Below are 26,065 nucleotides of genomic sequence, written 5' to 3'. Positions count from 1 at the left end.
CCGGTCCAGGCGGCAAGGCTATTGCTGCGGGGCCGAGGGTGCAGTGGGGGTCACCGTCGGAGCGTCCGCTTGGCTTCCGCGTGCCTGAGGCAGACGTCTCTGTGGACGTCGGAGCGAGGCGACCGACCAACGGGATGTGCGCCCGGGGACGAGCGGGTGGGTCAGTGGTTCGCCGTTGGACTCACGGATCTTCTGTAGCAGGAGGTGGAGCGTCGGCCACCAGTCGGGGTAGCGCTCCACCACCTCGACGAGAACCGGGCTCTGCCGCAACATCTGCGGGCCAGTGGTGCCACGAATGAGCGAAGTTGAAGGCGGGCAGGAGCGAGGCCATCTGCAGGTTGCACTCAAGTACGTCGCCGAGCAGTTCCGCGAGGGTCAACACCTTCGGCCGCTCCACGTCGTCCGCCGTGGCGGGCTTACCGTCGAAGAAGTACGGGCGTGCCGACGGGTCGTGGAGCAGCCGTTCGTGCCAGGCGCGAACGAGGTTGTTGACCTCCACGAGGGCGGCGGCCGACCCGATCCCGTTGTTGATGCGGCTCTGTCTCGCGACCTCCCGGGTCTGCAGTGCGGAGAAGCCGAGCGATACCGCGACCAGCGCCAGACCGACGACACTGAGGACTGTCTCATTCACGGCTACGTGCCCTTCGAGGACGGGAGTCTGTCCTCACGCTAGAAAAGTGCCGCAACCATCGACCCTCGTTGGGCCCGGACAGGCCCGGCCCTCAGGGGGCGGCGAGGAAAGCCAGCACCCGTGGCCAGGTCGCCGCGTCGGCGTCCGGGGCGTACTCGGCGACGTCCGGGTCGGTGAACAGGTGCCCCACGCCTGGATAGCGGAAGACCGTCAGGTCGGTGCCGGCGTCGGTCATCGCCCGCTGCCACTCGTCGACCTCGTCCGGCGCGTCGTACGGGTCCGGGTCGGCGAGGTGCAGTTGCACCGGCAGGCCGGGCCGGACCGACTCCGGCGCCCCGCCGGTGCCGTGCAGCAGGAGCAGACCGGCGCTGTCCGGACGCTCGGCCAGCAGCGCCCCGGCCACGCCGGCACCCATCGAGAAGCCGGCGAGCACCGCCTCCGCCGGCAGTTCCCGCAGCGCCGCCCGAGCCCGGTCGAGCACCACGTCCTGGCCGATCTTGTCGAGCAGCGCGAAGCCCTCCTCGACGGTGTCGGTGGCCGGAACGCCGTACAGGTCGGGGGTGACGACCCGGTGTCCGGCGGCGCGCAGCCGGTCCGCGGCGGCGCGCACGGCGGGCCGCAGCCCGTACACGGAGTGGAACAGCACGACGTGTCGCATCCGGCCATCCTGCCCCAGCTGGGCGTCGATCCGGTGCGGCCACGCGGGCCGGCCGTCAGACCAGCGCGGCCAGCCGGGCCACCAGGTCGGACGTCGGCGGCATGGCGGCGATCTCCCGGCTGACCTGCCCGGCGGCGGTCCGCAGGCGGTCGTCGGTGAACAGCCGGGTCAGCGTCTCCGGGGTGATGTCGCGAGGACGCAGCGCCAGGCCGGCGCCGCGGCGAGCCACCAGCTCGGCGTTGTGCCGGCGGTCTCCCGGGCCGACCGTGGCCATCTGCGGCAGGCCGGCGGCGAGGGCGCCGAAGCAGCTGCCCGCCCCGCCGTGGTGGACCAGCGCCGCGCTCGCCGGCAACGCCTCGTCGAGCGGGATCCAGTCCACCATCCGGACGTTGTCGGGCAGCGTACGGGCCGACCGCTGGTCCGGCCGGACCAGCACGAACTCGGCATCCACCTGGGCGGCAGCCGCCACCACAGCGGGCATCGGCCCCTTGTCGCCGGGGCCGGTCAGGGTGCTGCGGGTGACCAGGATCCGGGGGCGTTCACCAGGTTCCCGCAGCCAGGGCGGCAGCTCACCGCCGCCCACGTAGGAGGTGTACCGCATCGGCCACCCCTCCTGCGTCGCCACGCTCGGCGGTGCCACGGCGAGGGCGGCGGCCGGTGGCGGCAGCTCGCTAAGGCCGTGCCGGCGCAGCGCGGCGCCGAGCCGGGCTGAGGTGGCCTGGACCAGGTCGCGTCCGTCGAAGAGGGCGTTCTCCTGCCGGACCGCCGGCACACCCAGCCGGGCGGCGGCCACCGCGCCGGCCACCGCGAACGGCTCGTACACCACCAGGTCCGGCCGCCACTCTGTGGCCAGCTCGACGACCGGGTCGGTGAGCTGGTCGTTGAGCGCGCCGAAGAGCAGGCCGGCGCCCCGGGTGCCGGCGGTGCCGGCCAGCTCGGCCCGGGCGATCAGCGGATGGCGGGGAAAGACCCGCAGCGCGATCCGACCGAAGTCGAAGCCCGGCGCGACGTCGTGCACCGACAGGCCAGCCCCGGCGGCGGCAAGCCCACCGCCACCGGTGGCCAGCAGCACGTCGTGGCCGGCGTCACGCAACGCCACGGCGAGCGGCACCAGCGGGAAGACGTGGCCGACCAGCGGCGCGGACACCACCAACACGCGCATGGCCGGGATCCTATGTCGACGGAAGCGACGCCGGGGTCCGGCTGCGCCCCCGGAACTCCGCGACCACCGCGCCGTCGTCCCGGGTGACGGTGACGTCGTAGATGCCGCTGCGGCCGTACCGGGTGCGCTCGGTGGCACGGGCGGTGAGCAGGTCACCGGCACCGGCCGGCCGGACGAAGGTGATCTCGCCGCCGGCGGCGACGGTGACCGGGCCCCGGCTGTTGCAGGCCAGCGCGAAGGCGGTATCGGCGAGCAGGAAGACGAAGCCACCGTGGGCGATCGCGTGGCCATTGAGCATCTGCTCGGTCACCCGCATCCGGGCCACCGCCGCACCGTCGCCAGCCTCGACCAGCTCGATGCCGAGGCCACGCGAGGCCGCGTCGGCGTCGAACATGTCGTACGCCGGATTGCGCTGTTCGGTCACCTCAGCTTGCCCGCCGCTGGTCGACGATGCGCCGCATCTTGCCCACCGAGCGCTCCACGCCGTCCGGGGCGAGCACGTCGACCGCCACGCTCACCCCGATGGTGTTCTTCACCAGCTCGACCAGGGTCGCGCCGGCCCGCTCGGCGACGTCCACGCCGACTCCGGCCCGCCGCTCCACCCGCACCGTCAGGGTGTCCAGCCGGCCCTGCCGGTCGAGCACGCACTGGAAGTGCGGCGACAGCTGCGGGGTGCGCAGGATCAGCTCCTCGATCTGGGTGGGGAAGACGTTCACCCCGCGCACGATCATCATGTCGTCCGTCCGGCCGGTGATCTTCTCGATCCGGCGCATCGGGCGGGCGGTGCCGGGAAGCAGCCGGGTCAGATCCCGGGTGCGGTAGCGGACGACCGGCATCGCCTCCTTGGTCAGCGAGGTGAGCACCAGCTCGCCCTGCTCGCCGTCGGGCAGCACCGCGCCGGTCAGCGGGTCGATGATCTCCGGGTAGAAGTGGTCCTCCCAGAGGTGCAGACCGTCCTTGGTCTCGACGCACTCGGTGGCCACGCCCGGCCCCATCACCTCGGAGAGCCCGTAGATGTCGACCGCGTGGATGTCCAGCCGGTCCTCCATCTCGCGGCGCATGTCCTCGGTCCACGGTTCCGCGCCGAAGATGCCCACGCGCAGCGAGGTGGCCCGCGGGTCGACGCCCTGGCGCTGCATCTCGTCCACGATGGCCAGCATGTAGCTGGGCGTGACCATGATGACCTCGGGTTCGAAGTCGCGGATCAGCATGACCTGTCGTTCGGTCATACCGCCGGAGACCGGGATGACCGTGCAGCCCAGTTCCTCGGCGCCGTAGTGCGCGCCGAGTCCGCCGGTGAACAGCCCGTAGCCGTACGCCACGTGCACCCGATCGCCGGGGCGGCCGCCGGAGGCGCGGATCGACCGGGCCATCAGCCGGGCCCAGGTCCGCAGGTCGTCTCGGGTGTAGCCGACCACCGTCGGCCGGCCGGTGGTGCCGGAGGAGGCGTGCAGCCGGGCGACCCGCTCCCGGGGTACGGCGAACATGCCGAACGGGTAGTTCTCCCGCAGCTCCGCCTTGCCGGTGAACGGGAAGCGGGCCAGGTCCTCGAGGTCCCGGCAGTCGTCGGGGTGCACGCCGGCCTCGTCGAATGCCCGGCGGTAGTGCGGCACGTTGTCGTACGCGTGCCGCAACGACCAGCGCAGCCGCTCGTGTTGCAGGGCGCGCAGCTCGTCGACGCCGGCCCGCTCGATCGGTTCGAGCTCCTCGGGGCGAGGGGTGCGGTCCTGCATCGCCTGCCTCCTTCGCGCGACGGTCCCGGCACGGCTGCCGGTACCGTACGCCCGGCCCGGAGGGCTCACCACCGCCGCCCCCGGAGCAGGGCTGGGCGCTTGGTAGTCGCTGCAGCGCGTCGACCGGGGGCGCCAGCTCGGGGTGGCCTCCGCCTGGGCCGACGCGTCCGCCAGCGAGCGCGACCCCTGCCGCGCCGCTCGCGAAGGTGGCGCCGGGGCGGGCGGATGACCCGACCCGGCGCCACTGCGATCATCGCATTGCAATCATCTAGCAATTGCAAGTGATTGGCAACAAGGTCTGGACAGACACCTTGAGTCGTAACTAGCCTGATCGCCATGACTCCTTACATCACGAATGCGTCGGCGTGGCAGGAGAGCTGGGACCGCCAGCAGGAGGCGTACCTGCCGGACCGGGAACACCGGTTCACCGCCATGCTCGACGCTGTCGACGCGGTCCTCGACGGCCGACCGCCGCGCCTGCTTGACCTGGCCGGCGGCACCGGCACCATCTCGCTCCGAGTGCTGGCGCGCTTCCCCACCGCCGAGGTGACCCTGGTGGACCTCGACCCGGCGCTGCTGGCCATCGCCGGTGCCTCACTGACGGATCGGGCCACCATCGTCACCGCCGACCTCGGCGCCCCCGAGTGGCGCTCCGCGCTCCCCCATCAGGAGTACGACGGCGTGCTCACCGCCACCGCGCTGCACTGGCTGCCGGCCGACCGGCTCGGTGCGCTCTACGGCGAGATCCGGGACATGCTGCGACCGGGCGGGATCTTCGTCAACGCCGACCACATGCCCGACGACTCCCTGCCGGAGTTGACCAAGCCGCTGCTCGACCGGGCGCGGGACCGGCGCGCCGCCCGGTACGCCGCCGGTGCGGTCCCCTCCTGGTCGGAGTGGTGGGAGCGGGCCGGAGCCGACCCGGTGCTCGGTCCACTGGTCACCCAGCGGCACGCCATCTACCCGACCGGGCACAGCCCGGAGTGGAACCCGCCGGTCTCCTGGCACCTGGCCGCGCTCACCACGGCCGGGTTCACCGAGGTCGGCACGGTGTGGCGGGGCGGCCCCGACGCCGCCGTGGGGGCGGTTCGCTGACAGCCGGCCGGGAGCGCGAACGCGCGGCTCGTCCGGCGATATGCTGGCGCCGGAGCCAACGGGCTCCCCGGCGGTGGGGCCCGCCGTCCCGGCGCGCGCCGGGGAAACCGCGACACCACTCGCCAACGGTCCCTGCCAGTGACACCCGTGCTGGTGGGAGGGCCCGTGTCCGGATCATTCGAGCCGCGTACCGACCCGGACGTCGACCTTCGCGTCCCCGCCGACCGCGACGAGCTGAGCACCCGTCCAGCCACGGTTCTCGCTGCGGTCGCGGCCGGCGGCGTGCTCGGCGCGCTGGCCCGGGCCGGCCTGCAACACGCCGCCCCCCACGCGCCCACCGACTTCCCGTGGGCGACGTTCGGCGTCAACCTGTCCGGCTGCCTGCTGATCGGCGTGCTGATGGCGGCACTCACGCACCTCAGCGGTGGGCGTCCGCTGGTCCGCCCGTTCCTCGGGGTCGGGGTGCTCGGCGGGTTCACCACGTTCTCCACGTACGCGGTGGACATCCAGCAGGCGCTGGTCGCGGGTTCTCCGGGCACCGCGCTGGCCTACCTGGCCGCGACCGTGGTCGGGGCACTGGTCGCGGTCGGGCTGGGCGACGCCGCCACCGCCGGGTTGCTGCGTCGCCGAGCACGGCGGGTCAGCCGATGACGGTGCTGCTCATCGCCCTGGGCGCGGCCGTCGGCGCACCGCTGCGCTACCTCACCGACCGGGCCGTGCAGTCCCGGCACGACTCGGCGTTCCCCTGGGGCACGCTGACCGTCAATGTGGTCGGGTCGCTGCTGCTCGGCGTGCTCGTCGGGCTGCCGGCCGGCCCGGCGGTCAGCGCGCTGCTCGGCACCGGGTTCTGCGGCGCGCTGACCACCTACTCCACCTTCAGCTACGAGACGCTGCGCCTGGCCCATACCGGCAACCGGCTCCTCGCGCTGGCCAACGTGCTGACCAGCGTCGCCGCCGGGCTCGCCGCGGTCACCGCCGGCTACGCCCTGGCCCGCGCCCTGACCGGCTGACCGCGCGGAGACGCGCGGGAAACCCCGCCCCACCCCTACACCCGTCAGCGCCCACGCCCTGATCGGCTGGCCGCCCACAAGATACCGAGGATATATACGCGAGGTATACCCCCGGTGTATTGTCCTGGCATGAGCGTGCCACTGACACTTCTCGGCCTCCTCGAACGGGAGCCCAGCCACGGCTACGACCTGAAGCGCGACTACGACGCCTTCTTCGGGCGGGGCAAACCGCTGCCGTTCGGCCAGGTCTACTCCACCCTCAGCCGCCTGGCCCGGGACGGGAAGGTGGTGATCAGCGACGTCGCCCCCGGCTCGGGCCCCGACCGCAAGCGCTACATCATCACCGACGTCGGCGCGACCGAGGTCGAGCAGTGGCTGACCCAGCCGGTCGAGCCGGAGCCACACCTGCAGACCGTGCTCTTCGCGAAGGTCGTGCTCGCGCTGATGCTGGATCGTCCGGCCGACGAATACCTCGACACGCAGCGCAGCGCGCACCTGCGGCGGATGCGCGAGCTCACCGAGGTCAAGCGCACCGGCAACCTGGTCGACGCGCTGCTCGCCGACCACGGCCTGTACCACTTGGAGGCGGACCTCCGGTGGATCGAGATGACCGGCGCCCGACTGGACGCCCTGAAGAAGGAGGTGCGGCCGTGAGCGTCGTGATCGAAGCACGCAACCTGGAGTTCTCCTTCGGTCAGACCCCCGCACTGCGCGGCGCCAGCGTCGCCGTGGACGCGGGCGAGATCCTCGCCGTCATGGGGCCCAGCGGCTCGGGCAAGTCCACCCTGTTGCACTGCCTGGCCGGCATCCTCGTGCCCGACTCCGGCGAGATCCTCTTCGACGGTGCCCGGGTCGACGCCATGGCCGAGACCGAGCGCAGCAGCCTGCGCCGGGACCGCTTCGGCTTCGTGTTCCAGTTCGGCCAGCTCGTCCCCGAGCTGACCGCCGTGGAGAACGTCGCCCTGCCGCTGCTGCTCAGCGGCGTGCGCCGGACGCAGGCGCTGCGCAGGGCGCACACCTGGTTCGAGCGCCTCGGCCTGGACGGCCTGGAGCAGCGGCGGTCGGGTGAGCTGTCCGGTGGGCAGGCGCAACGCGTCGCCCTCGCCCGCGGCCTGGTCGCCGAGCCACAGGTGCTCTTCGCCGACGAGCCGACCGGCGCGCTCGACTCGCTCACCGGCGAGCAGGTCATGGACCTGCTCGTCAGCGCCGCCCGCGAGCAGGGCACCACGGTCATCCTGGTCACCCACGAGCCCAGGATCGCCGCGTACGCCGACCGTGAGGTCATGGTCCGCGACGGGCGCGTGAACGCGCCGGACCGGATCGCCTCATGATCGGCTTCGGGCTCCGCCTCGCCGTGGCCGGCGGCCGCGAGGCGCTCACCCGCCTGGCCGTCATCGCCGCCGCCGTCGCGGTCGGCAGCGGACTGCTGCTGACCACCCTGGCCGGGGTCAACGCCGTCAACGCGCAGCTCACCCGGTCTGCATCGGTGTATCCCAGCGCCTCGACGGGCGGCGACGTCGATCCCCTGTGGTGGTCGACCCGGGAGGACTACTTCCACGGCAAGCAGATCATCCGGATCGACGTGGCAGCCAGCGGACAAAGTGCGCCCACTCCGGTCGGCATCCCTGCCACCCCTGGCCCCGGGGAGTACTACGCCTCGCCCGCGTTGCGCGAACTGCTGGCCGCTCAGCCGGCCGACCAACTGGGCGACCGCTACCCGGGACGTGACCTCGGCACCGTCGGCCCGGCCGCACTGACCTCGCCGGACACCCTGCTCGTCATCATGGGTGGCACCCAGGACGAGGTCGCCGGGCTGCCCCTCGCCAGGCAGGTCACCAGCGTCGGCGACACTCCCGCAATCCCCGAGACGACGGTGAACCTCATCCTGGGCGTGATCGCCGGTGGGCTGCTGTTTCCGGTGCTGATCTTCATCGGCACCGCCACCCGGCTCAGCGCAGCCCGTCGGGAGCAGCGCTTCGCCGCGATGCGCCTGGTCGGCGCGACACCGAAGCAGATCTCGATGGTCGCCGCGGTGGAGGCGACCGCCGCGGCTGTCGCCGGCACCGCCCTCGGCTTCGTGCTGTTCTACGCGTTGCGCGGCCCGATGGCGGACATCCCGTTCACCGGCATGCCGTTCTTTCCCAGCGACATGTCGCTGGGCGTGATGGACGTGCTGCTCGTGGCGCTCGGCGTCCCGGCCGGCGCGGCGGTGGCAGCCCAGGTCTCGCTGCGCCGCGTGCGAATCTCGCCGCTCGGCGTCACCCGTCGGGTCACCCCACGCGCGCCGCGTGCGTACCGGCTGATCCCGATCCTCTTCGGCGTCGCTGTGCTGTTCTTCGCCATCGGCTACCGGCCCGAGTCCTCCGACGGCCAGACCGCGGTGTTCCTGCCCGGCCTGCTGCTCATCATGGCCGGCCTGGTCCTCGCCGGCCCGTGGTTGACGATGGTCGGCGCCCGGGTCATGGCCCGGTACGCCGGCCGCCCCGCCACTCTCATCGCCGCGCGACGCCTCGCCGACAACCCGAAGGCCGGCTTCCGGGCGATCAGCGGCATCATGGTCGCGCTCTTCGTCACGAGCGTGGCCGTCGGCGTGATCACCACGATCGTCGCCAACCGCGGGCCGGCGCCGATCGGCTCGACCGAGGCGGGCACCGTGTCCATGGACTTCGGCAGGGAGGCACCATCGGTGCCCGACGCGCTGTTTTCCGAACTGCGTTCGACCAGCGGCGTACGGTTCGCGGCCACGGTACGCGAGAACCCGGACAGGCTGAGCGCCAGCGAGCCCGGGCTGATCGCGTGCACCGACCTCCCGAGCGCGTACGGCCGGTGCGCCGACGGCGCAGGCGTCGCCGAGGTCGCGATGGGCTTCATCCCCTTCCGGGAATCGGCGTCGCCCACGAGGGTCTGGCAGACCGCGTCGGTCCCGCTCGGCGATCTCCAGCGGCTGCCGGTGCTGTCGATCGTCGTCGGCACGGACGGTTCCGCCGCCGCCGTCGAGCGCTCGCGCACCGTCCTCGAGGCCGCCTTCCCGACCTTCCGGGTGGCACCGAACGTGCCCGGCGACTTCGAGTCGAGCTTTGCCAACACGCTGCGCGGCTGGGAACAACTGGCCAACGTCATTATCATCGCCAGCCTCGCGCTCGCCGGTTGCAGCCTCGCGGTCAGTGTGATCGGCGGTCTCACCGAGCGCAGGCGCCCGTTCAGCCTGCTGCGCCTCAGCGGCGCACCGGTACAGGTCCTGCGCAGGGTGGTCGCGCTGGAAAGCGCCGTACCGATGCTCGCCGTCGCCGCAGTGGCCATCGGGATGGGCCTCCTCGCTGCCCACCTGTTCCTTCGGGCCCAGATGGACTACACGCTCATCGTGCCCGAGCCGCGCTTCTACGTGATCGTCGTCGTCGGGTTGGCCACCTGCCTCGGCGTCATCGCCTCCACCCTGCCGCTGCTGGAACGCATCACCGGACCGGAGACCGCCCGCAGCGAGTAGTCGTCAGGCCGTCGGCCCGGTGGTCGCGACGTCGACCACCGGGCCGAGGACGAAGACGGCGGGCGGGCCGATGCCCTCCCGGGCGGCGACAGCGCCGATCTCGTCGAGTCGGGCCGGCACCGCACGCTGGTCAGGCTGGCCGGCGTCCTGCACGGCGAGCACCGGCGTGTCCGGGGCACGGCCGTGCTCGACCAGCGCGGCGGCGATCTTGGCGATGGTGTCCACCGCCATCAGCAGCACCAGCGTGCCGCGGGCCCGGCCCAGCGCCGCCCAGTCGACCAGCGAATCGGGGTGCCCGGGCGGCAGGTGCCCGGAGACCACGGTGACGTCGTGCGCGACCCCGCGGTGGGTCACCGGCACACCGGCCAGCGCCGCCGCGGCGAACGCGCTGCTCACCCCGGGGACGACGGTCACGGGCACGCCGGCCGCCGCGCAGGCCTGCACCTCCTCGTGGCCGCGACCGAACACGTACGGGTCGCCGCCCTTGAGCCGGACCACCCGCCGGCCGGCGCGGGCGTGCGTCACCAGGGCCGCGTTGATCGCCTCCTGGTCCATCGACGGGCCACGGGGCACCTTGGCGGCGTCGACGACCAGCACGTCGGAACGCAGCCCGGCGAGCAGCCCCTGCGGGGCCAGGCGGTCGACCACCACCACGTCCGCGGCGTCGAGGAGAGCCTTGCCGCGTACCGTAATCAGGTCGTCGGGTCCCGGCCCGCCGCCGACCACCGCGACCGATCCGTGGTCGTGCTGGTCGTGACCGTGCCCGTGCCCGTGGTGGTGGTGGCCGCCGACCGGGTCGTCGGGGTGGTCGTGCGGTCGCTGCGGGCGGCCCACCTTGTCGGCGAAGCCGGGCATCAGCACCCGGTACGCGCAGGTGTCGCAGTTCATCCGGATGTCCCCGCCCAGCGCCTCGGCGTACCGCTCCAGCACCAGGTCGGCCAGCGCGTCGCAGTCGCCGATCAGGTCGGCGACCCGCACGTCCAGCTCGGGGTGGGCGGCGGCGAACTCCGCGGACTGGGCGACGATCCGGTCCGGCAGCACCCCGGCGAACAGGAAGTACGGCGCGACCACGATCCGCCGCGCGCCGAGCCGACGCAGCCGGTCCAGCACCCCCGGCACAGACGGCTCGGCCAGCGAGATGAACCCCGGCTCCACGCCGGCGTAGCCGCGCCCCTCCCAGAGCAGCCGGGCCACCTTGGCCACCTCGGCGTTGGCGTCCGGATCGGTGGAACCCCGGCCGATCAGCGCGACCCACGTGTCGGCCCGGTCCGCACCAGTCAGCGCCGTGCCGGCCCGATCCGCTCCGGCCAGCACCGCGTCGATCCGCTGTTCGAGGGCGTCGTGCAGCAGCGGGTGCGGCCCGAGCGGACGGCCGTAGCGGTAGCTCAGCCCGGGATGGCGCTCCTGCTCGCGTCCCATCGCGGCGGGGATGTCACCCTTGCCGTGCCCGGCGGCGGTGAGCACCAGCGGCAGCGCCACCAACGCCCGGTGCCCGCGCGCGACGAGCGCGCCGACCGCGTCGGTCAGCGGCGGGCGGGACAGCTCGATGAAGCCGCCCTCCACGTCACCGACGACGCCGCGGCGGCGGACCCGCTCGACCAGCGCGGCGAACTGGTCGACCCCGGCCACGCTGCGCGTGCCGTGCCCGACGATGACCAACCCGGTCATGGCATCTCCTCGACGTAGAGCAGGGCGTTGAGGGCGGCGGCGGCGACCGCCGAACCGCCCGTCTCCCCCACGTTGGACACCCCGGGCAGGCCACTGGCCCGCAGCGCCGCCTTGGACTCGGCGGCGCCCACGAAGCCGACCGGCAGGCCGACGACCAACGCCGGCGCGGCGTCCAGGGTGAGCAGTTCGACCAGTGCGGTGGGCGCGCAGCCGATCACCCAGACCGCGCCGGGCCCGACCCGGTCGAGTGCGATCCGCACGGCCGCCGCCGAGCGGGTGATCCCGGCCGTCCGGCCCAGCTCGGCGGCGGCCGGTTCGGCGACCGGACAGACCAGCTCCAGGCCGGCTCGGGTGATGCCGGCGGCGACCATCGCCACGTCGGTGACCACCGGCACGCCGGCGCGCAGCGCGGCCAGCCCCGACTCCAGGGCCGGCTCGTCGCAGACCAGCTCGTCGACGTACGCCAGGTCGGCGCTGGCGTGCACCACCCGCTCGGTCACCGCCCGACTCAGCGGCGGCAGGTGGGACAGGTCGACCCGGTCGCGCAGGATGCGGTACGACTCCGCCTCGATGGGGTGCACCACCCGGCTCACCGCCGCTCCCCCACACCGGCAGCCGACCGGGCGACACCGAACCGGTTCCCCCAGCCAACCGGGGGCGCGGTGCTGACCACGGTCGAACTCATCGGACTCCTCCACGTTCGTCGGGATCGGCGACGCGGATCGCGTCCACCGGGCAGATCTCCAGGCACTCCAGGCAGCCGGTGCAGCGGTCGGCGCGGACCGTCAGACCGCCGGCGACCGGCCGGATCGCGTGCGTGGGGCAGGTGAGCAGGCAGGCGCCGCAGCCCTGGCACGCGCCGATGGTCACGATCGCCACCGGTACCCCCGGGGCGTGACCATGCGGCCGGCGACCAGCCGGGTGTCGCTGCTGCCGACGACCACGACGCTGTACATGTCGACCACGGCCGGGTCGAGGGTGGCCAGGGTGGCCAGGTGCACGCGTTCGCCGGGGCGGCTGGCGTTGCGCACCACCCCGACCGGCGTGTCCGGGGGCCGGTGTTTGCCGAGGATCGTGAGCGCCGCACCGAGCTGCCAGTCCCGGTGGCGGCTGCGCGGGTTGTAGAACAGCGTCACGAAGTCACCCTCGGCCGCCGCGGTCACCCGCCGCTCGATGACCTCCCATGGGGTGTGCAGGTCCGACAGGCTCAGGTAGGCGTGATCGTGGCCGAGCGGGGCGCCGAGCAGCGCGCCGGCGGCCAGTGCGGCGGTCACCCCGGGGACGCCGACCACGTCGATCCGCTCGTCGGCGTACTCCTGGGCAGGGCTGGCCATCGCGTACACCCCGGCGTCGCCGGACCCGACCAGCGCGACCGCGTGGCCGGCGGCGGCCTCGGCGACGGCGGCGCGGGCCCGTGCCTCCTCCGCGCCGAGCCCGCTGGACAGAACGCGGGTGCCCGGGCGGAGCAGGTCGCGGACCTGGTCGAGGTACTGGTCGAGGCCGACCACCACGGCGGCCCGGCGCAGCTCGGCCACCGCACGCGGGGTGCGCAGGTCGGCGGCGCCGGGGCCGAGCCCGACGACGGCCAGCCGGCCGCGCGGCGCGTGCCGGGCCACCGCCGCGGTGGCCATCGCCGTCGCGGTCTTCGGCACCAGCAGCGCGGCGTCTCCCGGGCGGCCGGACGTGCCGAGCAGCGCGGCGGCCTCCGCTACGCTCGGCGTGCCGACGGCGGCGCGGACCACCTCGCTGGGGTCCGGCACGTCGACCGCCGCCAGCCGCGCCGCCGGCCAGGTCACCAGGGGTACGCCGAGCGCGTCGGCGGTGCTCTGGATGCCCGCCTCGTCGGCCTTGACGTCGGCGCTGGCCAGGCAGCGCAGGCTGGCCGGGCTGAGGCCGGCCTCGGCCAGCACCCGGTGCAGCAGCTCCGCCACCTCGGCGGCGGGTACGCCCCGGCTGGCGCCGACCCCGGCGACCAGTGACGGGGGGCGCAGCACCGCGGTCCGCTCGTCCAGCGGCACCACCCGGTCGGTGACCAGCAGCCGGTACCCGCCGTCCGCCGCGTCGGCGGTGCCGCCCTCGCCGCTCTCGGCGGTGGCGGGCTGTGGTTGGACGTTCGGTGGCAGGGCGGGCAGCGGCCAGGCGGCGTCGGCGATCAGCCGGACCGGCTCGCCGTCCAGGATGGCCCGGGACACGGCGGCGACGGCACCCTGCACCGGCCAGCCGAGGGTGTCCAGCCCCGGCAGTCCGACCGCGTCGGTGGCGGTGGTGACCACCGGCCGGGCGTCCAGCAGCGCGCCGACCTGCTCGGCGAGGTCGTTGCCGCCACCGGCGTGCCCGCCCAGCAGCGCCACCGCGTGCCGGGCCGCCTCGTCGACGACCACCACGGCCGGGTCGGTGCGCTTGTCGCCGAGCAGCGGGGCGAGGATCCGCACCACCGCGCCGGTGGCCAGGAAGGCGACCACGGCGTCGCACAGCCCCCACGCGGACCGCAGCGCGTCGGCGACGCTCTCCCCCTCGACCAGCCGAGCGTGCGGCCAGGCGGCGGCGACGGTCTGGGCGTGCCGTCGGCCGGCGGCGGTGGCCGCGACCAGCCCGATCCGGGTGTGCGAGGTCAGGTTGTGCACGGGCGCTCCCCGGTGAGGACGACCACCGGGTTGGTGGCCGCGAGGCGGATCGACCCGCCGGGCAGGTCGGCGAGGCGGGCGGCGGAGAGCTGACTGCCCTCGACCGTGTAGCCGGCGGTGCGCAGCAGGCCGACGGCCGGCGCGACCCGGTCCAGGGCGGCCAGGGTGAGCACCACCCGATCGGGTCGGCGGGCCGCCACGGCGGCGAGGACGTCGGCACCGCCGCCACCGACGAAGACCGCGTCGGGCTCGGGCAGGCCGGCCAGCACCGTCGGGGCACGCCCGACGACCAGCCGGACGTCGACGGCGTGCGCGGCCGCGTTGGCCCGGATCGTCTCGCCGGCCCGGGTGTCCTGCTCGACGGCGAGCACGGCCGCGCCCAGGAGCGCGCACTCGATGCCCACCGAACCGCTGCCCGCGCCGATGTCCCAGACCAGCCGGCCCAACCGGGGGCGCAGCCGGGCGATGACGAGGGCGCGTACCTCCGACTTGGTGATCATCGAGTCGCGGTGGGCGTACCGGGTCTCCGGCAGCGCCCAGCCGCCCGCCGGCGTGGCGGCGGGCTGGTTGTCCCACCGCATCCCGCCGAGGTCGGCCGGGGCGGTGGTGACGAGGCTGAGCAGCACGTGCGGGTCGGACCACGTCTCGGCAGCGGCCTGCTCGGGGGTCACCTCGCGGATTCGTTCGGCGTCGGTGCCCAGGTGTTCGGCGACCACCAGGCGGCGCGACCAGCCGGCCAGCCCGGCGCCCAGCTCGGCGGCGCCGGCACCCGGCGCGGTGAGCACGGCGACCAGCGGCAGCGCCCGGCAGGCGTTCAGCGCCGGTCGCGGGTCACGGCCGTGCGCGGTGACCACGGCGGCGCCGTCCCAGGGCAGTCCGGCGCGGGCGAACGCGGCGGCCACACTGGACACCGCCGGCACCACCCACAGCGGCACCCCGGCCGCGCGCAGCCGCCGGACGATGCCGAACAGGCCGGGATCCCCGCTGGCCAGCACCACGGCCGGCACCCCGGCGGCGACGGCGTCGGCCAGCCGCCGTACGGCCGGGGCGAGCGGGCCGAGGGCGACGGTGGCCGCGCCGGGCGGTACGGGCACCGCCGCCAGGTGCCGGGCGGCACCGACCACCAGAGCGGCGGCGGCCAGCGCCGGCGCGAGCGCCGGGTGCGGCGGGGCGCCGGCGGCGTCCAGACCGATCACGGTCACCGGGGTCACCGGTCCCACCGGCCCGACGAGGCGACCACCCGCGCGCCGGCGAAGTCGACCATCGCCACGTCCACGTTGACCGTCGGCCCGGCGAAGCGCCGCAGCACCTGTCCGACCCGCTGGCAGAGCAGGTCGCCGGCCGGGGCGAGCAGCCCGGCGGCCTCCCACAGCTCGTACGCGTGCCGGCCGGTGTTCGCCTGGGTCACCTCGTCGACCAGTGCCGGGTCACCGCCGGCCTCGGCGGTCACCGCGCCGAGCAGCGAGAGGTCCACTTTGGAGCGGGTGTAGTGGGTCATCAGGATGCCGGCGGCGAGTTTGGCCAGCTTGCCGGCCATGCCGACGAAGACCACCCCGGTCATCGCGTCGCCCACGGCGGCGGTGACCGCGGCGCCGGTGAAGTCGCCGACCTCGACGAAGCACACCTCGGGCAGCTCGGGCAGCAGCGCGCGGGCGGCCCGCTCGGTACGCCCGCCGGTGCAGAGCACCACGGTCCGCTCGCCCTGCGCGGCCATCACGTGCACGGCCTGCACGACGCTGGCCCGCCAGGAGGCGGTGGAGAAGGGTCGGACGATCCCGGTGGTGCCGAGAATCGAGATGCCGCCGAGGATGCCGAGCCGCCGGTTGGTGGTCTTGCGGGCCATGATCTCGCCGCGCGGCACGCTGATCACCACGCGGACGCCGACCTCGGTGAGGTCGACCACCTCGGCCACCGCCTCGCTGATCATCCGGCGTGGGGTGTCGTTGATCGCCGGGCCGCCGACCGCGAGGCCGAGGCCCGGCTTGGTGACCGTGCCGACGCCGGAGCCGCCGGCCAGTAGCAGCCCGGGGGCGTCAGCCCAGTCCACAGTGGCGGTCAGCTCGGCGCCGTGGGTGACGTCCGGGTCGTCGCCGGCGTCCTTGACCACCACCGCCTCGGCCCGGGCCGGCGGGGTGCCGGTCACCTCGCAGCGGGCCACCGGGAAGCGCACCCGCCGCCCGGCGGGCAGGCCGATCTCCACCTCTGGCTGGGCCGCGCCGGTGACCAGCGCGGTGACCGCGGCCTTGGCCGCCGCCGTCGCGCAGGCGCCGGTGGTCCAGCCGGTGCGCAGCGCGGTGGGCCGGACCTTCGCGGTCCGCGGCAGGTCCGGCTCGCGCAGCGGCGGCTCGGCGTACGTCACAGTGGGTGGCCCGGTGTGGCCGGCTCGCCGCCATCCTGGACCGCCCCGCCGGTACGGGCGCCCGCCTGGCGGCGGAGTTCGGCGCGGGCGGCCGGTTCGGCCCGACGGAAGGTGTGGAAGTGCCCGGGGTGGTACAGGTGCGACCGGGTGCCCTCGGCGGCCAACGCCGGGCCGACCAGAAAGAGCGTGTGTTTCCAGAGCCGGTGCTGCTTGACCGTGGCCTCCAGGGTGCCGACCGTGCAGCGCACCACCAGCTCGTCCGGCCAGGTTGCCTGGTACGCCACCACAGCCGGGGTGTCCGCCGGGTAGCCGCCGGCCAGCAGCTCGGTCTGCACCTGCCCGGAGCGGGCGGCGGAGAGGAACAGCGCCATGGTGGTGCCGTGCCGGGCGAAGTCGCGGACCCGCTCGCCGGGCGGCATCGGGGTCTTGCCACCCTCCAGCCGGGTGAGGATCACCGACTGGGCCACCTCGGGGACGGTCAGCTCCCGCCCGACGATCGCCGCGACGGCGGTGAACGAGGAGACCCCGGGCACGATCTCGACGGCCAGGCCGAGCGCCCTGCACACGTCCAGCTGCTCCTGCACCGCGCCCCACAGCGCCGGGTCGCCGGAGTGGATCCGGGCCACGGTCAGCCCGTCCTCGGCGGCCCGCTGGTAGAGCGGGAGCACCCCCTCGATGGGCAGCTGTGAGGAGTCGACGATCTCGGCCCCGGACCGGGCGTGACCGAGCACGTCGGCGTGTACCAGGCTGGCCGCCCAGATCACGATGTCCGCCTCGGCGATCACCCGGGCGGCCCGCAGGGTCAGCAGGTCCGCCGCCCCAGGGCCGGCCCCGACGAACCAGACCTTGCCGTCGGTGGTCACAGCTTTCCTCCTCGGTGCTCGCGGCGGGCCGGGACCAGCAGCGTCGACAGGTACGGCAGGTCGTGCTCGGGGTCGTCGACCGGGCCGATGCGTTCATCGGGCAGCCCCAGGCTGCGCCCGAGCACGGCGTCGGCGAGCCGGCCCTGTCGGCGCAGCTCGGCGAGCAGTTCCGGGTGCCGCCGCCAGCCCTTGTAGGCGACCACGGTGCCCGGCCCGGCCAGCGCGTCGGCGAAGAGCGCCAGCCCGGCGGTTGCCGGCAGCAGGGTCAGCGGCTCGCGTCCCTCGCAGAGCGGGGTGCCACTGCGCGCGGCCAGCTCCTGCATGGCGGTGACACCGGGCACGGTCGCCACCCGTACCGCCGGGCGCAGCGCCCGGACGCTCTGCGCCAGGTAGCCGAAGGTGGAGTAGACGTTCGGGTCGCCGATGGTGGCGAAGGCCAGCGACCGCGCGCCCATGTCGATGGCGTCGACCACGGCGTGCGCGGCGTCGTCCCAGGCCGCCGTCCGGCGGGCGGTCACCCCGCCCCGGTCGTCCAGGGCGAACGGCAGCCGGCGCAGCCGGTCCGCCGCCACGTACTCCCGCACGGTCCGCTCGGCCCGCCCGGCTGCGGCGTCCGGGTCGGGTCGGTCCGCCATCACGGGTACGAAGACCCGGTCGGCCTCGCGCAGCACCCGCACCGCCTTGACGGTGAGCAGTTCCGGGTCGCCGGGTCCGACACCGACCCCGGTCAACGTGGCGTCGGCCGAGCCTGCGTGGGCGGCGGCGGGACGGACGGCGGCGGTCACCGGCACGCCTCGACCAGGCGGCGGGCGGCGCCGGGGTGACCGGCCCAGTGGGTGTGCAGGTAGGAGGCGTGCACCCGGCCGGCGACGAAGCCATGCTGCGCGCCGTCCCAGCGCCACGCCGGCCGGTCGCCGTGCACCGGGTCGGTGGTGGTGCGGTGGAACTCGTGACCGCGTACCGGCTCGCCGGCCCGGGCCACCGGGGAGTCGGTGGCGGCCACCGCCTCCCGGTAGCCGAGGGTGAGCCGGCCGGTCATCCGGGCGGTCAGGTCCAGCCGGCCGCACATGGGTACGCCGTCCAGGTACCGCCCGAGGTAGAGCAGCCCGGCGCACTCGGCCACGATCGGCCCGTCGAAGGCGGCCAGCTCGGTGCGGAGCGCGGCGTTGCCGGCCAGCGCCTCCGCGTACGCCTCGGGGAAGCCGCCGCCGACCACCACCGCACGGGTGCCGGCGGGCAGCGCCGGATCGCGCAGCGGGTCGACGGTGACGACGTCCGCGCCGGACGCGGCGAGCAGTTCGGCGGTCTCCGCGTACGAGAAGGTGAAGGCTGGACCACCGGCGAGCGCGACGCGCGGTCGCTCCGAGCCGGCCGGCCCGCCGACGGCGGCGACCGGGTCCCAGGCCGGGGCGGTCAGTGCCGGGGCGGTCCGGGCCAGGGCGAGCACCGCGTCGAGGTCCACGGTGGACTCGACCAGCTCGGCGAGGGCGGTGACGATCGCGAGGGACTCGGGTGCCCGCTCGGCGACCGGGACCAGCCCCAGGTGCCGGGCCGGGGCGGCCACCTCGGCGGCCCGGGTGACCGCCCCGAGCACCGGTACGCCCACCTCGGCCAGCGCGTCGCGCAGCAGCGTCTCGTGTCGGAGCGGGCCGACCCGGTTGAGGATCACTCCACCGATCCGTACGGCCGGGTCGAAGGCGGCCATGCCCAGCGTCAACGCGGCGGCGGAGCGGCCCTGCGCGGTGGTGTCCAGCACCAGCAGGACGGGTGCCTCGATCAGCCGGGCCACGTGCGCGGTGGAGGCGTAGTCGCGGCGACCGACAGCGCCGTCGTGCAGACCCATCACGCCCTCCACCACGGCCACGTCGGCGGGCCTCGGGACGGTGGCGCCGTGGCGCAGCAGCGGGGCGATCAGCTCCGGGCCGACCAGGAACGGGTCGAGGTTGCGGCCGGGCCGCCCGGCGGCGAGCGCGTGGTAGCCGGGGTCGATGTAGTCCGGGCCGACCTTGTGCGGGCTGACCGTCAGGCCACGGCGGCGCAGCGCGGCGAGCAGCCCGGTGGCCACGGTGGTCTTGCCGTGACCGCTGGCCGGCGCGGCGACCACCACCCGGGGCAGCGGCCACGGCTCGGCGGCGACTCCGACGCTCACCACTCGATGCCCTTCTGGCCCTTCTGGCCGGCGTCCATCGGGTGCTTGACCTTGGTCAGCTCGGCCACCAGGTCGGCGGCGGCCACCAGCCGCGGGTCGGCGTCCCGGCCGGTGATCACCACATGCTGGAAGCCGGGCCGGTCGGCCAGGGTGGCCACCACCTCGTCGACGTCCACCCAGCCCCACTTCATCGGGTAGGTGAACTCGTCCAGCACGTACAGCCCGTAGCGCTCGGCGGCCAGGTCGCGCTGGATCTGCCGCCAGCCCTCCAGGGCGTCGGCGGCATGGTCGGCGTCGGCGCCTCGCTGGATCCAGGACCAGCCCTCGCCCATCTTGTGCCAGGCCACCGGTGCGCCCTGGCCGGTACGGTCGTGCACCTCGCCGAGCGCCCGGAAGGCGTTCTCCTCCCCCACCCGCCACTTGGCGCTCTTGACGAACTGGAACACCCCGACCGGCAGGCCGGCGGTCCACGCCCGCAGGGCCAGCCCGAAGGCGGCGGTGGACTTCCCCTTCATCTGTCCGGTGTGGACCATCAGCAGCGGCCGGTGGCGTCGCTGCCGGGTGGTCAACCCGTCGGCGGGCACCGTGCTCGGCTTTCCCTGCGGCATCAGGCGACACTCCTGTCTGGCGTGCTGGTGGTGCGGACTGCGGCTTGGGGATGCCGCAGGGGGTTGGCGGCGACGTCGTCGAGCCGGCGGTGGGGGGCGTGCAGTTGGAGTGCCAGGCGGTTGGCCAGGTTCAGGCGGACGGGGCCGGATTCGCAGTCGACGACGACGCAGGCGGCGCCGGTTGCGGCCAGCACTGCCGCCGCTCCCGCCGCGCGGTCCAGCGGGCGGCGGCCGGCGGTGGCTCGGCCGTCGGTGACGACCAGGACCAGGGGACGCCGCTTCGGGTCCCGCAGGCGCTCCACCCGTAGCAGGTCGGCGGCGGCAAGCAGCCCCTCGGCCAGCGGCGTACGCCCGCCGGTGGGCAGCTCGGCCAGCCGGGTCGACGCGGCCAGCACCGACGAGGTGGCCGGCAGCAGCGTCCGCGCGCCCGCGTCCCGGAAGGCGATCACCGCGACCTTGTCCCGCCGCTGGTACGCGTCGGTGAGCAGGGCCAGCACCGCGTCCTTGACGGCGGTCATCCGCTGCCGGGCGCCCATCGAGCCGCTGGCGTCCACCACGAACAGCACCAGGTTGCCCTCGCGTCCCTCCCGGACCGCCTCGCGTACGTCGTCCGGGCGCAGCCGCAGCGGGCCGGTCAGCCGTCCCCGCGCGGCCTGGTGCGGCGCGGCGGCGCGGACCGTGGCCGGCAGGTGCAGCGCCCCGACCCGGCCCGCCGGCACCCGGGCACCGGTGGTGCGGCCCCGGCCGGTGCGGGCGCGCGAACGTCGGCCGGGCACCCCGTGACCCACACCGGGCGCGGTGAGCAGCCGCGCCTTCAACCCACCCCGGGGTACGGCCATCGGCTGACCGCCCGCAGGGGCGTGCGCTCCGCCCCGGCCCGGGTCGCCGTCGGCCGCCCCGCTGGCCACGCCGTCGCCTCCCTCGGTCCGGTCGCCGCGCGGCCCGTTGTCCTGGTCGGGGCCGCTCCAGCCGTCGTCGTCCGACGCGCGCTGCGGCCGCCCGCCGTCGGAACCCTGATCGGCCCGTCCATCGAGGCCGGTGTCGCCGGCGGCCGTCTGCCCGGCCCGGCCCGGACCAGGGTCTGCTCCGTCGGGGCCACGTCCATCGGGGCCACGTCCGTTCGGGCCGCCATCGCCGTCCGGGCCCCCGCTCCCATCCGGGCCGCCGCCACCCTGCGGACCACCACCGCCGTCCGGCCCCCGGTCGTCGGGGCCGTCATCGTCCGGTTCGTCGTCGGGGTGCGCGTCCTGGGCTCGCTGCAACGCCTCGTCCAGGAGCTTCTCGTCCAGCCCGGGGGTGTCGAACGGGTCGCGGCGGCGCCGGTGCGGCAGGGCCAGCCGGGCGGCCACCCGAACGTCGTCGATGGTGACCCGGTCCCGGCCGTGCCAGGCGGCGTGCGCCAGCGCGGTACGGGCCGTGACGATGTCGGCACGCATCCCGTCCACATCGAACGCGGCGCACACCTCGGCGATCTGGCGCAGCGCGGCGTCGGGCAGCCGTACCCCGGGAAGCCGACGGCGGGCGGCGGCCACCTGGCTGGCGATCTCGGTGTCGGCGTCGGCCCAGCGGGCGGCGAAGCCGGTCGGGTCGGCGTCGGCGGCGAGCCGGCGGCGGACCACCTCGACCCGGATCGCCGGGTCCCGGCTGGCGCCGACCTCGACGGTGAGCCCGAACCGGTCGAGCAGCTGCGGGCGCAGCTCCCCCTCCTCCGGGTTCATGGTGCCGACCAGCAGGAACCGGGCGGCGTGGCTGACCGAGACACCTTCCCGCTCGACGTGACTGCGGCCCATCGCCGCAGCGTCCAGCAGCAGGTCGACCAGATGGTCGTGCAGCAGGTTGACCTCGTCGACGTAGAGCACGCCCCGGTGCGCGGCGGCGAGCAGGCCCGGTTCGAAGGCGCGTACCCCCTCGCCGAGGGCCTTCTCCAGATCCAGCGAGCCGACCACCCGGTCCTCGGCGGCGCCGACCGGCAGCTCCACCAGGCGGGCCGGACGGGTCTCGGCAGGAGCGCCGGCCGGGTGCGGGCCGTCCGGGCAGGCCGGGTCGGGCTCGGCCGGATCACAGCCGAACCGGCAACCCTCGACCCGGGGTACGGGGGGCAGCAGCGCGGCGAGGGCGCGTACGGCGGTCGACTTGGCGGTGCCCTTCTCGCCGCGGACCAGCACCCCGCCGATCGCCGGGGACACCGCGTTGAGCAGCAGCGCCAGCCGCATGTCGGCCATGCCGAGCACGGCGCTGAACGGGTAGGTGGTCATGCGCGGTCCTCCAGGTCACCCTCGCTGGCCAGGTACGTGTCGCGGAGCCGGTCGAGGGTGGCCGGCTCGGGTTTGGCCCACAGCCCCCGGTCGGCGGCCTCCAGCAGCCGCTCGGTGATGCCGCGCAGCGCCCACGGGTTGGACCGCTCCAGGAACTCCCGGGTGGTCTCGTCGAAGAGGTAGGCGGCGGCCAGGTGCTCGTACATCCAGTCGTCGACCACGCCGGCGGTGGCGTCGTAGCCGAACAGGTAGTCCACGGTGGCGGCCAGCTCGAAGGCGCCCTTGTAGCCGTGCCGGCGCATGGCGGCGATCCACTTCGGATTGACCACCCGGGCTCGGAACACCCGCCGGGTCTCCTCGCCCAGGGTGCGGGTGCGCACGTTGTGCGGCATCGCCGAGTCGCCCACGTACGCCTGCGGGGAGACGCCGGTGAGGTGGCGGACCATCGCCACCATCCCGCCGTGGTACTGGAAGTAGTCGTCGGAGTCGACGATGTCGTGCTCGCGGGTGTCCTGGTTCTTCACCGCCACCGCGATCCGGGCGAACGAGCGTTCCATGTCGGCGCGCGCCTCCCGGCCGTCCAGGCCACGGCCGTAGGCGTAGCCGCCCCAGACCGCGTACACCTCGGCCAGGTCGGCGTCGCTGCGCCAGGTCCGGGCGTCGATCAGCGGCAGCAGCCCGGCGCCGTACGCCCCGGGCTTGGAGCCGAAGATGCGCGCGGTGGCCCGCCGCTCGTCGCCGTGTTCGGCGAGGTCGGCGGCGACGTGCGCCCGGACGTAGTTCTCGGCCTCGGGCTCCTCCAGGGCGGCGACCCGCCGGACGGCGTCGTCGAGCAGCGCCACCACGTGCGGGAACGCGTCGCGGAAGAAGCCGGAGATGCGCACGGTGACGTCGACTCGGGGCCGGCCCAGCTCGGCGGTCGGCACCACCTCGACGCCGGTGACCCGCCGCGACCGGTCGTCCCAGACCGGCCGGCAGCCCAGCAACGCGAGCACCTCGGCGATGTCGTCGCCCTGGGTCCGCATGGCGCTGGTGCCCCACACGGTCAACCCCACCGAGCGGGGGTACGCCCCGGTGTCGGCGAGGTGCCGGGCCAGCAACGAGTCCGCTAGGGCCACCCCGACATCCCAGGCGTTGCGGCTGGGAATGGCCTTGGGGTCGACGGAGTAGAAGTTGCGGCCGGTGGGCAGCACGTTGACCAGACCCCGGGTCGGTGAACCGGACGGGCCGGGCAGCACGAACCGGCCGTCGAGCGCGCCGAGGGTGTTGGTCAGCTCGTCGGTGGTCCGGTCCAGCCGGGGCACCAATTCGGTTGCGGCGAAGTGCAGCACGGCGGCGACGTCCGGGATCGGTCGGCCGGTCACCTCCTCGACCACCGTGTCGACGGCCCCGGTGGGCCAGTCGAGGGTCTCCATCGCGACGACCAGCCGTCGGGCCAGCGCCTCGATCAGGTCGACGGCGTCGGCGGCAGTGCCGGCCGGTCCGTCCACCACGTCGGTCAGCTCGGTGGGCAGGGCCAGCCGCTGTCCCGGCGTCGCGAGCAGTTCCTGCTCGTCGAGCCCGTACGCGCTGGCGAGGGCCTGCCGCAGGCCGGGCAGGGCACGGGTGCCGCCCCAGATCTGCGGGGCGCGCAGCACCGCGAGGACCAGGTTGACCCGGGGTTCGCCGGTCGGCGCGGCGGCGAGGATGTGCAGCCCGTCGCGGATCTGCACGTCCTTGACCTCGCAGAGGTAGCCGTCGAGGTGCAGCACGAAGTCGTCGAAGTCGTCGGCGGCCGGCATCGCCTCGGCGTGCAGGTCGTGGTGCAACTCGGCGGCGCGCACCAGGTCCCAGATCTGCGCCCGCACGGTGGGCACCTTGGCCGGGTCGAGCGCCTGCACGGTGGCGTACTCGTCGAGCAGTTGCTCCAACTTGGCCAGGTCGCCGTAGGTCTCGGCGCGGGCCATCGGTGGCACCAGGTGGTCGATCACGACGGCGTGCGCCCGCCGCTTGGCCTGGGTGCCCTCGCCGGGGTCGTTGACGATGAACGGGTACACCAGCGGCAGGTCGCCGAGGACCGCGTCGGGCGCGCAGTCGGCGGCGAGACCGAGGCCCTTGCCGGGCAGCCATTCCAGGGTGCCGTGCTTGCCCAGGTGCACCACGGCGTCCGCGCCGAAGCCGCCGTCGGCGACCGGCGCGGCCAGCCAGCGGTACGCGGCCAGGTAGTGGTGGCTGGGCGGCAGGTCCGGGTCGTGGTAGATGGCGATCGGGTTCTCCCCGAAGCCGCGCGGTGGCTGGATCAGCAGCACCACGTTGCCGAAGCGCAGCCCGGCGAGCACGATGTCCCCGCCGTCGGTGTACAGCTCGCCGGGTGGCTCGCCCCAGTGCTCCCGCATCCGCTCGCGCAGCCCGGCCGGAATCCCTTCGAACCAGCGCCGGTACGTCTGCCCGGGCACCCGGGCCTCGGCGGCGGCCAACTGCTCCGGGGTGAGCCACTCCACGTCGTGACCCCCGGCGGCGATCAGGGCGTGGATCAGCGCGTCTCCGTCGTCGGGCACCGGGCCGTCGCCGAGGTGGTAGCCGGCGTCGGCGAACGCGGCGAGCAGCCGGACCGCCGAGACCGGGGTGTCCAGCCCGACGGCGTTACCGACCCGGGAGTGCTTGGTGGGGTACGAGCTGAGCACCACGGCGACCCGCTTGTCGGCGTTGGGCACGTACCGCAGCCGGGCGTGCCGCACCGCGATGTCGGCCACTCGCGCGGCCCGCTCCTCGTCGGCGGCGTAGACCGAGATCCCGTCGGCGTCGATCCGCTTGAACGAGAACGGCACGGTGACGATCCGGCCGTCGAACTCGGGGATGGCCACCTGCATCGCGGCGTCCAACGGGGACAGTCCGGCGTCGCTGCCGGCCCACTGCTCGCGGGTGCTGGTCAGGCAGAGCGCCTGGATGACCGGCACGTCCAGGGCGGCCAGCGCGCGGACGTCCCAGGCGTCCTCATCGCCGCCACCGGAGGCGTCCGCGGCGACCGCGCCGCCGGCCGCGAGCATCGTGACGAGCAGCGCGTCGCAGCGGGCGAAGAGCCCGAGCGGGCCGGCGCCGGCGGTCAGGCCGCGCAGTGAGCCGCAGAAGATGGGTAGCGGGTTGCCGCCGGCCGCCCGTACCGCGTCGGCCAGCACGTCGACGAAGCCGGTGTTGCCGGCCAGCGTGTGCGCCCGGTAGAAGACGATCCCCACGGTGGGCCGGTCCGGGTCGACTGAGTACTCGCCGTGCACGCCGTACGCCGGGGTGGGCGCGGGCGGGGCGAAGCCCTCGCCGGTGAGCAGCACCGTGTCGGAGAGGAACCGGGCCAGCTGGCCCAGGTTCTCCGGGCCGCCCTCGACCAGGTACGTCAGCGCCTGGGTGGCCACCCCGGACGGCACGGTGGAGACGGCCATCAGCTCCGCGTCGGGCACTGCCTCGCCGCCGAGCACGACCGTCGGCAGGCCGGTGGCGAGCACCGCGGCGAGGCCGTCCGGCCACGCCTGCCGGCCCCCGAGCAGGCGTACGACGGCGAGGTCGGCACCGTCGAGCAGGGCGGGCACCTCGTCGGCGGCGACCCGCGCGGGGTTGGCCAGCCGGTAGTCGGCATCGCTGGAACGGGCGGCCAGCAGGTCGGTGTCGGCGGTGGAGAGCAGCAGGATGCGCACGGAAGGCTCCGGAGAGTGACGTCCCCGTCGCCCATGAGGGCGACCTGGACGAAGCGGGTGGGTGCGGCGTCAGCCGGTACGACGGCCGAGCGGACGGGTCA

Annotated in this window: 22 protein-coding genes and 1 pseudogene; 6 read left to right on the top strand and 17 right to left on the bottom strand. The window is 74.8% G+C overall.

Annotation, left to right across the window (positions count from 1 at the left end):
- Window positions 1-181: 181 nt before the first annotated feature.
- The 5 genes from OG990_RS09620 to paaK form a co-directional block, all read right to left on the bottom strand.
- Window positions 182-631, bottom strand: a complete 450-nt coding sequence (locus OG990_RS09620; protein WP_406079939.1) for a hypothetical protein — start codon at window positions 629-631, stop codon at window positions 182-184.
- Between the two features lie 91 nt (window positions 632-722).
- Window positions 723-1,289 (bottom strand): dienelactone hydrolase family protein, encoded by a 567-nt coding sequence (locus tag OG990_RS09615; RefSeq protein WP_406079937.1) that lies wholly within the window; start codon window positions 1,287-1,289, stop codon window positions 723-725.
- Window positions 1,290-1,344: 55 nt separating this feature from the next.
- Window positions 1,345-2,451 (bottom strand): nucleotide disphospho-sugar-binding domain-containing protein, encoded by a 1,107-nt coding sequence (locus OG990_RS09610; RefSeq protein ID WP_406079935.1) that lies wholly within the window; start codon window positions 2,449-2,451, stop codon window positions 1,345-1,347.
- 10 nt (window positions 2,452-2,461) lie between these two features.
- Window positions 2,462-2,845 (bottom strand): hydroxyphenylacetyl-CoA thioesterase PaaI, encoded by a 384-nt coding sequence (paaI, locus tag OG990_RS09605; RefSeq protein WP_406081710.1) that lies wholly within the window; start codon window positions 2,843-2,845, stop codon window positions 2,462-2,464.
- A gap of 31 nt (window positions 2,846-2,876) precedes the next feature.
- Entirely contained in the window at window positions 2,877-4,184 is a 1,308-nt protein-coding gene (paaK, locus tag OG990_RS09600; protein ID WP_406079934.1) for a phenylacetate--CoA ligase PaaK, read from the bottom strand.
- 336 nt (window positions 4,185-4,520) lie between these two features.
- On the opposite strand from paaK, the gene OG990_RS09595 reads away from it, so the two are divergent.
- The 6 genes from OG990_RS09595 (at window position 4,521) to OG990_RS09570 (ending at window position 9,773) form a co-directional block, all read left to right on the top strand.
- Window positions 4,521-5,279, top strand: a complete 759-nt coding sequence (locus tag OG990_RS09595) for a class I SAM-dependent methyltransferase (RefSeq protein ID WP_406079933.1) — start codon at window positions 4,521-4,523, stop codon at window positions 5,277-5,279.
- 153 nt (window positions 5,280-5,432) lie between these two features.
- Entirely contained in the window at window positions 5,433-5,930 is a 498-nt protein-coding gene (locus OG990_RS09590; protein ID WP_406079932.1) for a fluoride efflux transporter FluC, read from the top strand.
- Window positions 5,927-6,289 (top strand): fluoride efflux transporter CrcB, encoded by a 363-nt coding sequence (crcB, locus tag OG990_RS09585; protein ID WP_406079930.1) that lies wholly within the window; start codon window positions 5,927-5,929, stop codon window positions 6,287-6,289. The genes OG990_RS09590 and crcB overlap by 4 nt, the downstream gene beginning before the upstream one ends.
- 129 nt (window positions 6,290-6,418) lie before the next feature.
- The gene (locus OG990_RS09580) at window positions 6,419-6,943 is read left to right on the top strand and encodes a PadR family transcriptional regulator (protein ID WP_355608859.1); all 525 of its coding nucleotides are present in this window, start codon (window positions 6,419-6,421) and stop codon (window positions 6,941-6,943) included.
- Entirely contained in the window at window positions 6,940-7,620 is a 681-nt protein-coding gene (locus tag OG990_RS09575) for an ABC transporter ATP-binding protein (RefSeq protein ID WP_406079928.1), read from the top strand. The genes OG990_RS09580 and OG990_RS09575 overlap by 4 nt, the downstream gene beginning before the upstream one ends.
- Window positions 7,617-9,773: an FtsX-like permease family protein gene (locus OG990_RS09570; RefSeq protein WP_406079927.1), complete on the top strand. Its 2,157-nt coding sequence runs from the start codon at window positions 7,617-7,619 to the stop codon at window positions 9,771-9,773. Before OG990_RS09575 ends, OG990_RS09570 begins: the two co-directional genes overlap by 4 nt.
- A gap of 3 nt (window positions 9,774-9,776) precedes the next feature.
- On the opposite strand, the gene cobA is transcribed toward OG990_RS09570, so the two are convergent.
- From cobA to cobN, 12 genes and pseudogenes are all read right to left on the bottom strand, one after another.
- Window positions 9,777-11,441 (bottom strand): uroporphyrinogen-III C-methyltransferase, encoded by a 1,665-nt coding sequence (cobA, locus tag OG990_RS09565; protein WP_406079926.1) that lies wholly within the window; start codon window positions 11,439-11,441, stop codon window positions 9,777-9,779.
- Window positions 11,438-12,034, bottom strand: coding sequence for a precorrin-8X methylmutase (locus OG990_RS09560; protein ID WP_406079925.1), 597 nt, complete (start codon window positions 12,032-12,034; stop codon window positions 11,438-11,440). The genes cobA and OG990_RS09560 overlap by 4 nt, the downstream gene beginning before the upstream one ends.
- Before the next feature lie 88 nt (window positions 12,035-12,122).
- A complete protein-coding gene (locus OG990_RS09555) occupies window positions 12,123-12,320 on the bottom strand; it encodes a 4Fe-4S binding protein (protein ID WP_328416320.1) in 198 nt (65 codons plus the stop codon).
- Entirely contained in the window at window positions 12,308-14,065 is a 1,758-nt protein-coding gene (gene cobJ, locus OG990_RS09550) for a precorrin-3B C(17)-methyltransferase (RefSeq protein ID WP_406079923.1), read from the bottom strand. The genes OG990_RS09555 and cobJ overlap by 13 nt, the downstream gene beginning before the upstream one ends.
- Window positions 14,053-15,393 (bottom strand): precorrin-6y C5,15-methyltransferase (decarboxylating) subunit CbiE, encoded by a 1,341-nt coding sequence (gene cbiE, locus OG990_RS09545; protein ID WP_406081708.1) that lies wholly within the window; start codon window positions 15,391-15,393, stop codon window positions 14,053-14,055. Before cbiE ends, cobJ begins: the two co-directional genes overlap by 13 nt.
- Window positions 15,354-16,424, bottom strand: a pseudogene (locus OG990_RS09540) (cobalt-precorrin-5B (C(1))-methyltransferase); the annotation flags it as partial. The gene cbiE and the pseudogene OG990_RS09540, both read right to left, overlap by 40 nt.
- The gene (cobM, locus tag OG990_RS09535) at window positions 16,421-17,287 is read right to left on the bottom strand and encodes a precorrin-4 C(11)-methyltransferase (protein WP_406079922.1); all 867 of its coding nucleotides are present in this window, start codon (window positions 17,285-17,287) and stop codon (window positions 16,421-16,423) included. The gene cobM and the pseudogene OG990_RS09540, both read right to left, overlap by 4 nt.
- Window positions 17,284-18,072 carry a precorrin-2 C(20)-methyltransferase gene (cobI, locus tag OG990_RS09530; protein WP_406079920.1) on the bottom strand — a complete coding sequence of 263 codons (789 nt, stop codon included), beginning with the start codon at window positions 18,070-18,072 and terminating at the stop codon, window positions 17,284-17,286. Before cobI ends, cobM begins: the two co-directional genes overlap by 4 nt.
- Window positions 18,069-19,436 carry a cobyrinate a,c-diamide synthase gene (locus OG990_RS09525; RefSeq protein ID WP_406079919.1) on the bottom strand — a complete coding sequence of 456 codons (1,368 nt, stop codon included), beginning with the start codon at window positions 19,434-19,436 and terminating at the stop codon, window positions 18,069-18,071. The genes cobI and OG990_RS09525 overlap by 4 nt, the downstream gene beginning before the upstream one ends.
- Entirely contained in the window at window positions 19,433-20,044 is a 612-nt protein-coding gene (cobO, locus tag OG990_RS09520) for a cob(I)yrinic acid a,c-diamide adenosyltransferase (protein ID WP_355608835.1), read from the bottom strand. Before cobO ends, OG990_RS09525 begins: the two co-directional genes overlap by 4 nt.
- On the bottom strand, window positions 20,044-22,299 hold the full coding sequence (locus OG990_RS09515) for a magnesium chelatase subunit D family protein (RefSeq protein ID WP_406079918.1): 2,256 nt from the start codon (window positions 22,297-22,299) through the stop codon (window positions 20,044-20,046). The genes cobO and OG990_RS09515 overlap by 1 nt, the downstream gene beginning before the upstream one ends.
- Entirely contained in the window at window positions 22,296-25,964 is a 3,669-nt protein-coding gene (gene cobN / locus OG990_RS09510; RefSeq protein ID WP_406079916.1) for a cobaltochelatase subunit CobN, read from the bottom strand. Before cobN ends, OG990_RS09515 begins: the two co-directional genes overlap by 4 nt.
- Window positions 25,965-26,065 lie beyond the last annotated feature (101 nt).

Origin of the sequence: Micromonospora sp. NBC_00858 (assembly GCF_045207365.1) — a bacterium.
Taxonomy (GTDB): domain Bacteria; phylum Actinomycetota; class Actinomycetes; order Mycobacteriales; family Micromonosporaceae; genus Micromonospora.
The sequence above is the reverse complement of the archived record's forward strand: the minus strand, read 5'-3'. Positions and strand labels throughout refer to the sequence as shown.

What these genes read in the sequence shown, in the direction of transcription:
- paaI (WP_406081710.1), bottom strand. Translation starts at nt 2,845, where the DNA reads ATGTTCGACGCCGACGCGGCCTCGCGTGGCCTCGGCATCGAGCTGGTC.
- cobO (WP_355608835.1), bottom strand. Translation starts at nt 20,044, where the DNA reads ATGCCGCAGGGAAAGCCGAGCACGGTGCCCGCCGACGGGTTGACCACC.
- OG990_RS09615 (WP_406079937.1), bottom strand. Translation starts at nt 1,289, where the DNA reads ATGCGACACGTCGTGCTGTTCCACTCCGTGTACGGGCTGCGGCCCGCC.
- OG990_RS09580 (WP_355608859.1), top strand. Translation starts at nt 6,419, where the DNA reads ATGAGCGTGCCACTGACACTTCTCGGCCTCCTCGAACGGGAGCCCAGC.
- OG990_RS09595 (WP_406079933.1), top strand. Translation starts at nt 4,521, where the DNA reads ATGACTCCTTACATCACGAATGCGTCGGCGTGGCAGGAGAGCTGGGAC.
- paaK (WP_406079934.1), bottom strand. Translation starts at nt 4,184, where the DNA reads ATGCAGGACCGCACCCCTCGCCCCGAGGAGCTCGAACCGATCGAGCGG.
- OG990_RS09515 (WP_406079918.1), bottom strand. Translation starts at nt 22,299, where the DNA reads ATGACCACCTACCCGTTCAGCGCCGTGCTCGGCATGGCCGACATGCGG.
- OG990_RS09570 (WP_406079927.1), top strand. Translation starts at nt 7,617, where the DNA reads ATGATCGGCTTCGGGCTCCGCCTCGCCGTGGCCGGCGGCCGCGAGGCG.
- cobA (WP_406079926.1), bottom strand. Translation starts at nt 11,441, where the DNA reads ATGACCGGGTTGGTCATCGTCGGGCACGGCACGCGCAGCGTGGCCGGG.
- OG990_RS09610 (WP_406079935.1), bottom strand. Translation starts at nt 2,451, where the DNA reads ATGCGCGTGTTGGTGGTGTCCGCGCCGCTGGTCGGCCACGTCTTCCCG.
- crcB (WP_406079930.1), top strand. Translation starts at nt 5,927, where the DNA reads ATGACGGTGCTGCTCATCGCCCTGGGCGCGGCCGTCGGCGCACCGCTG.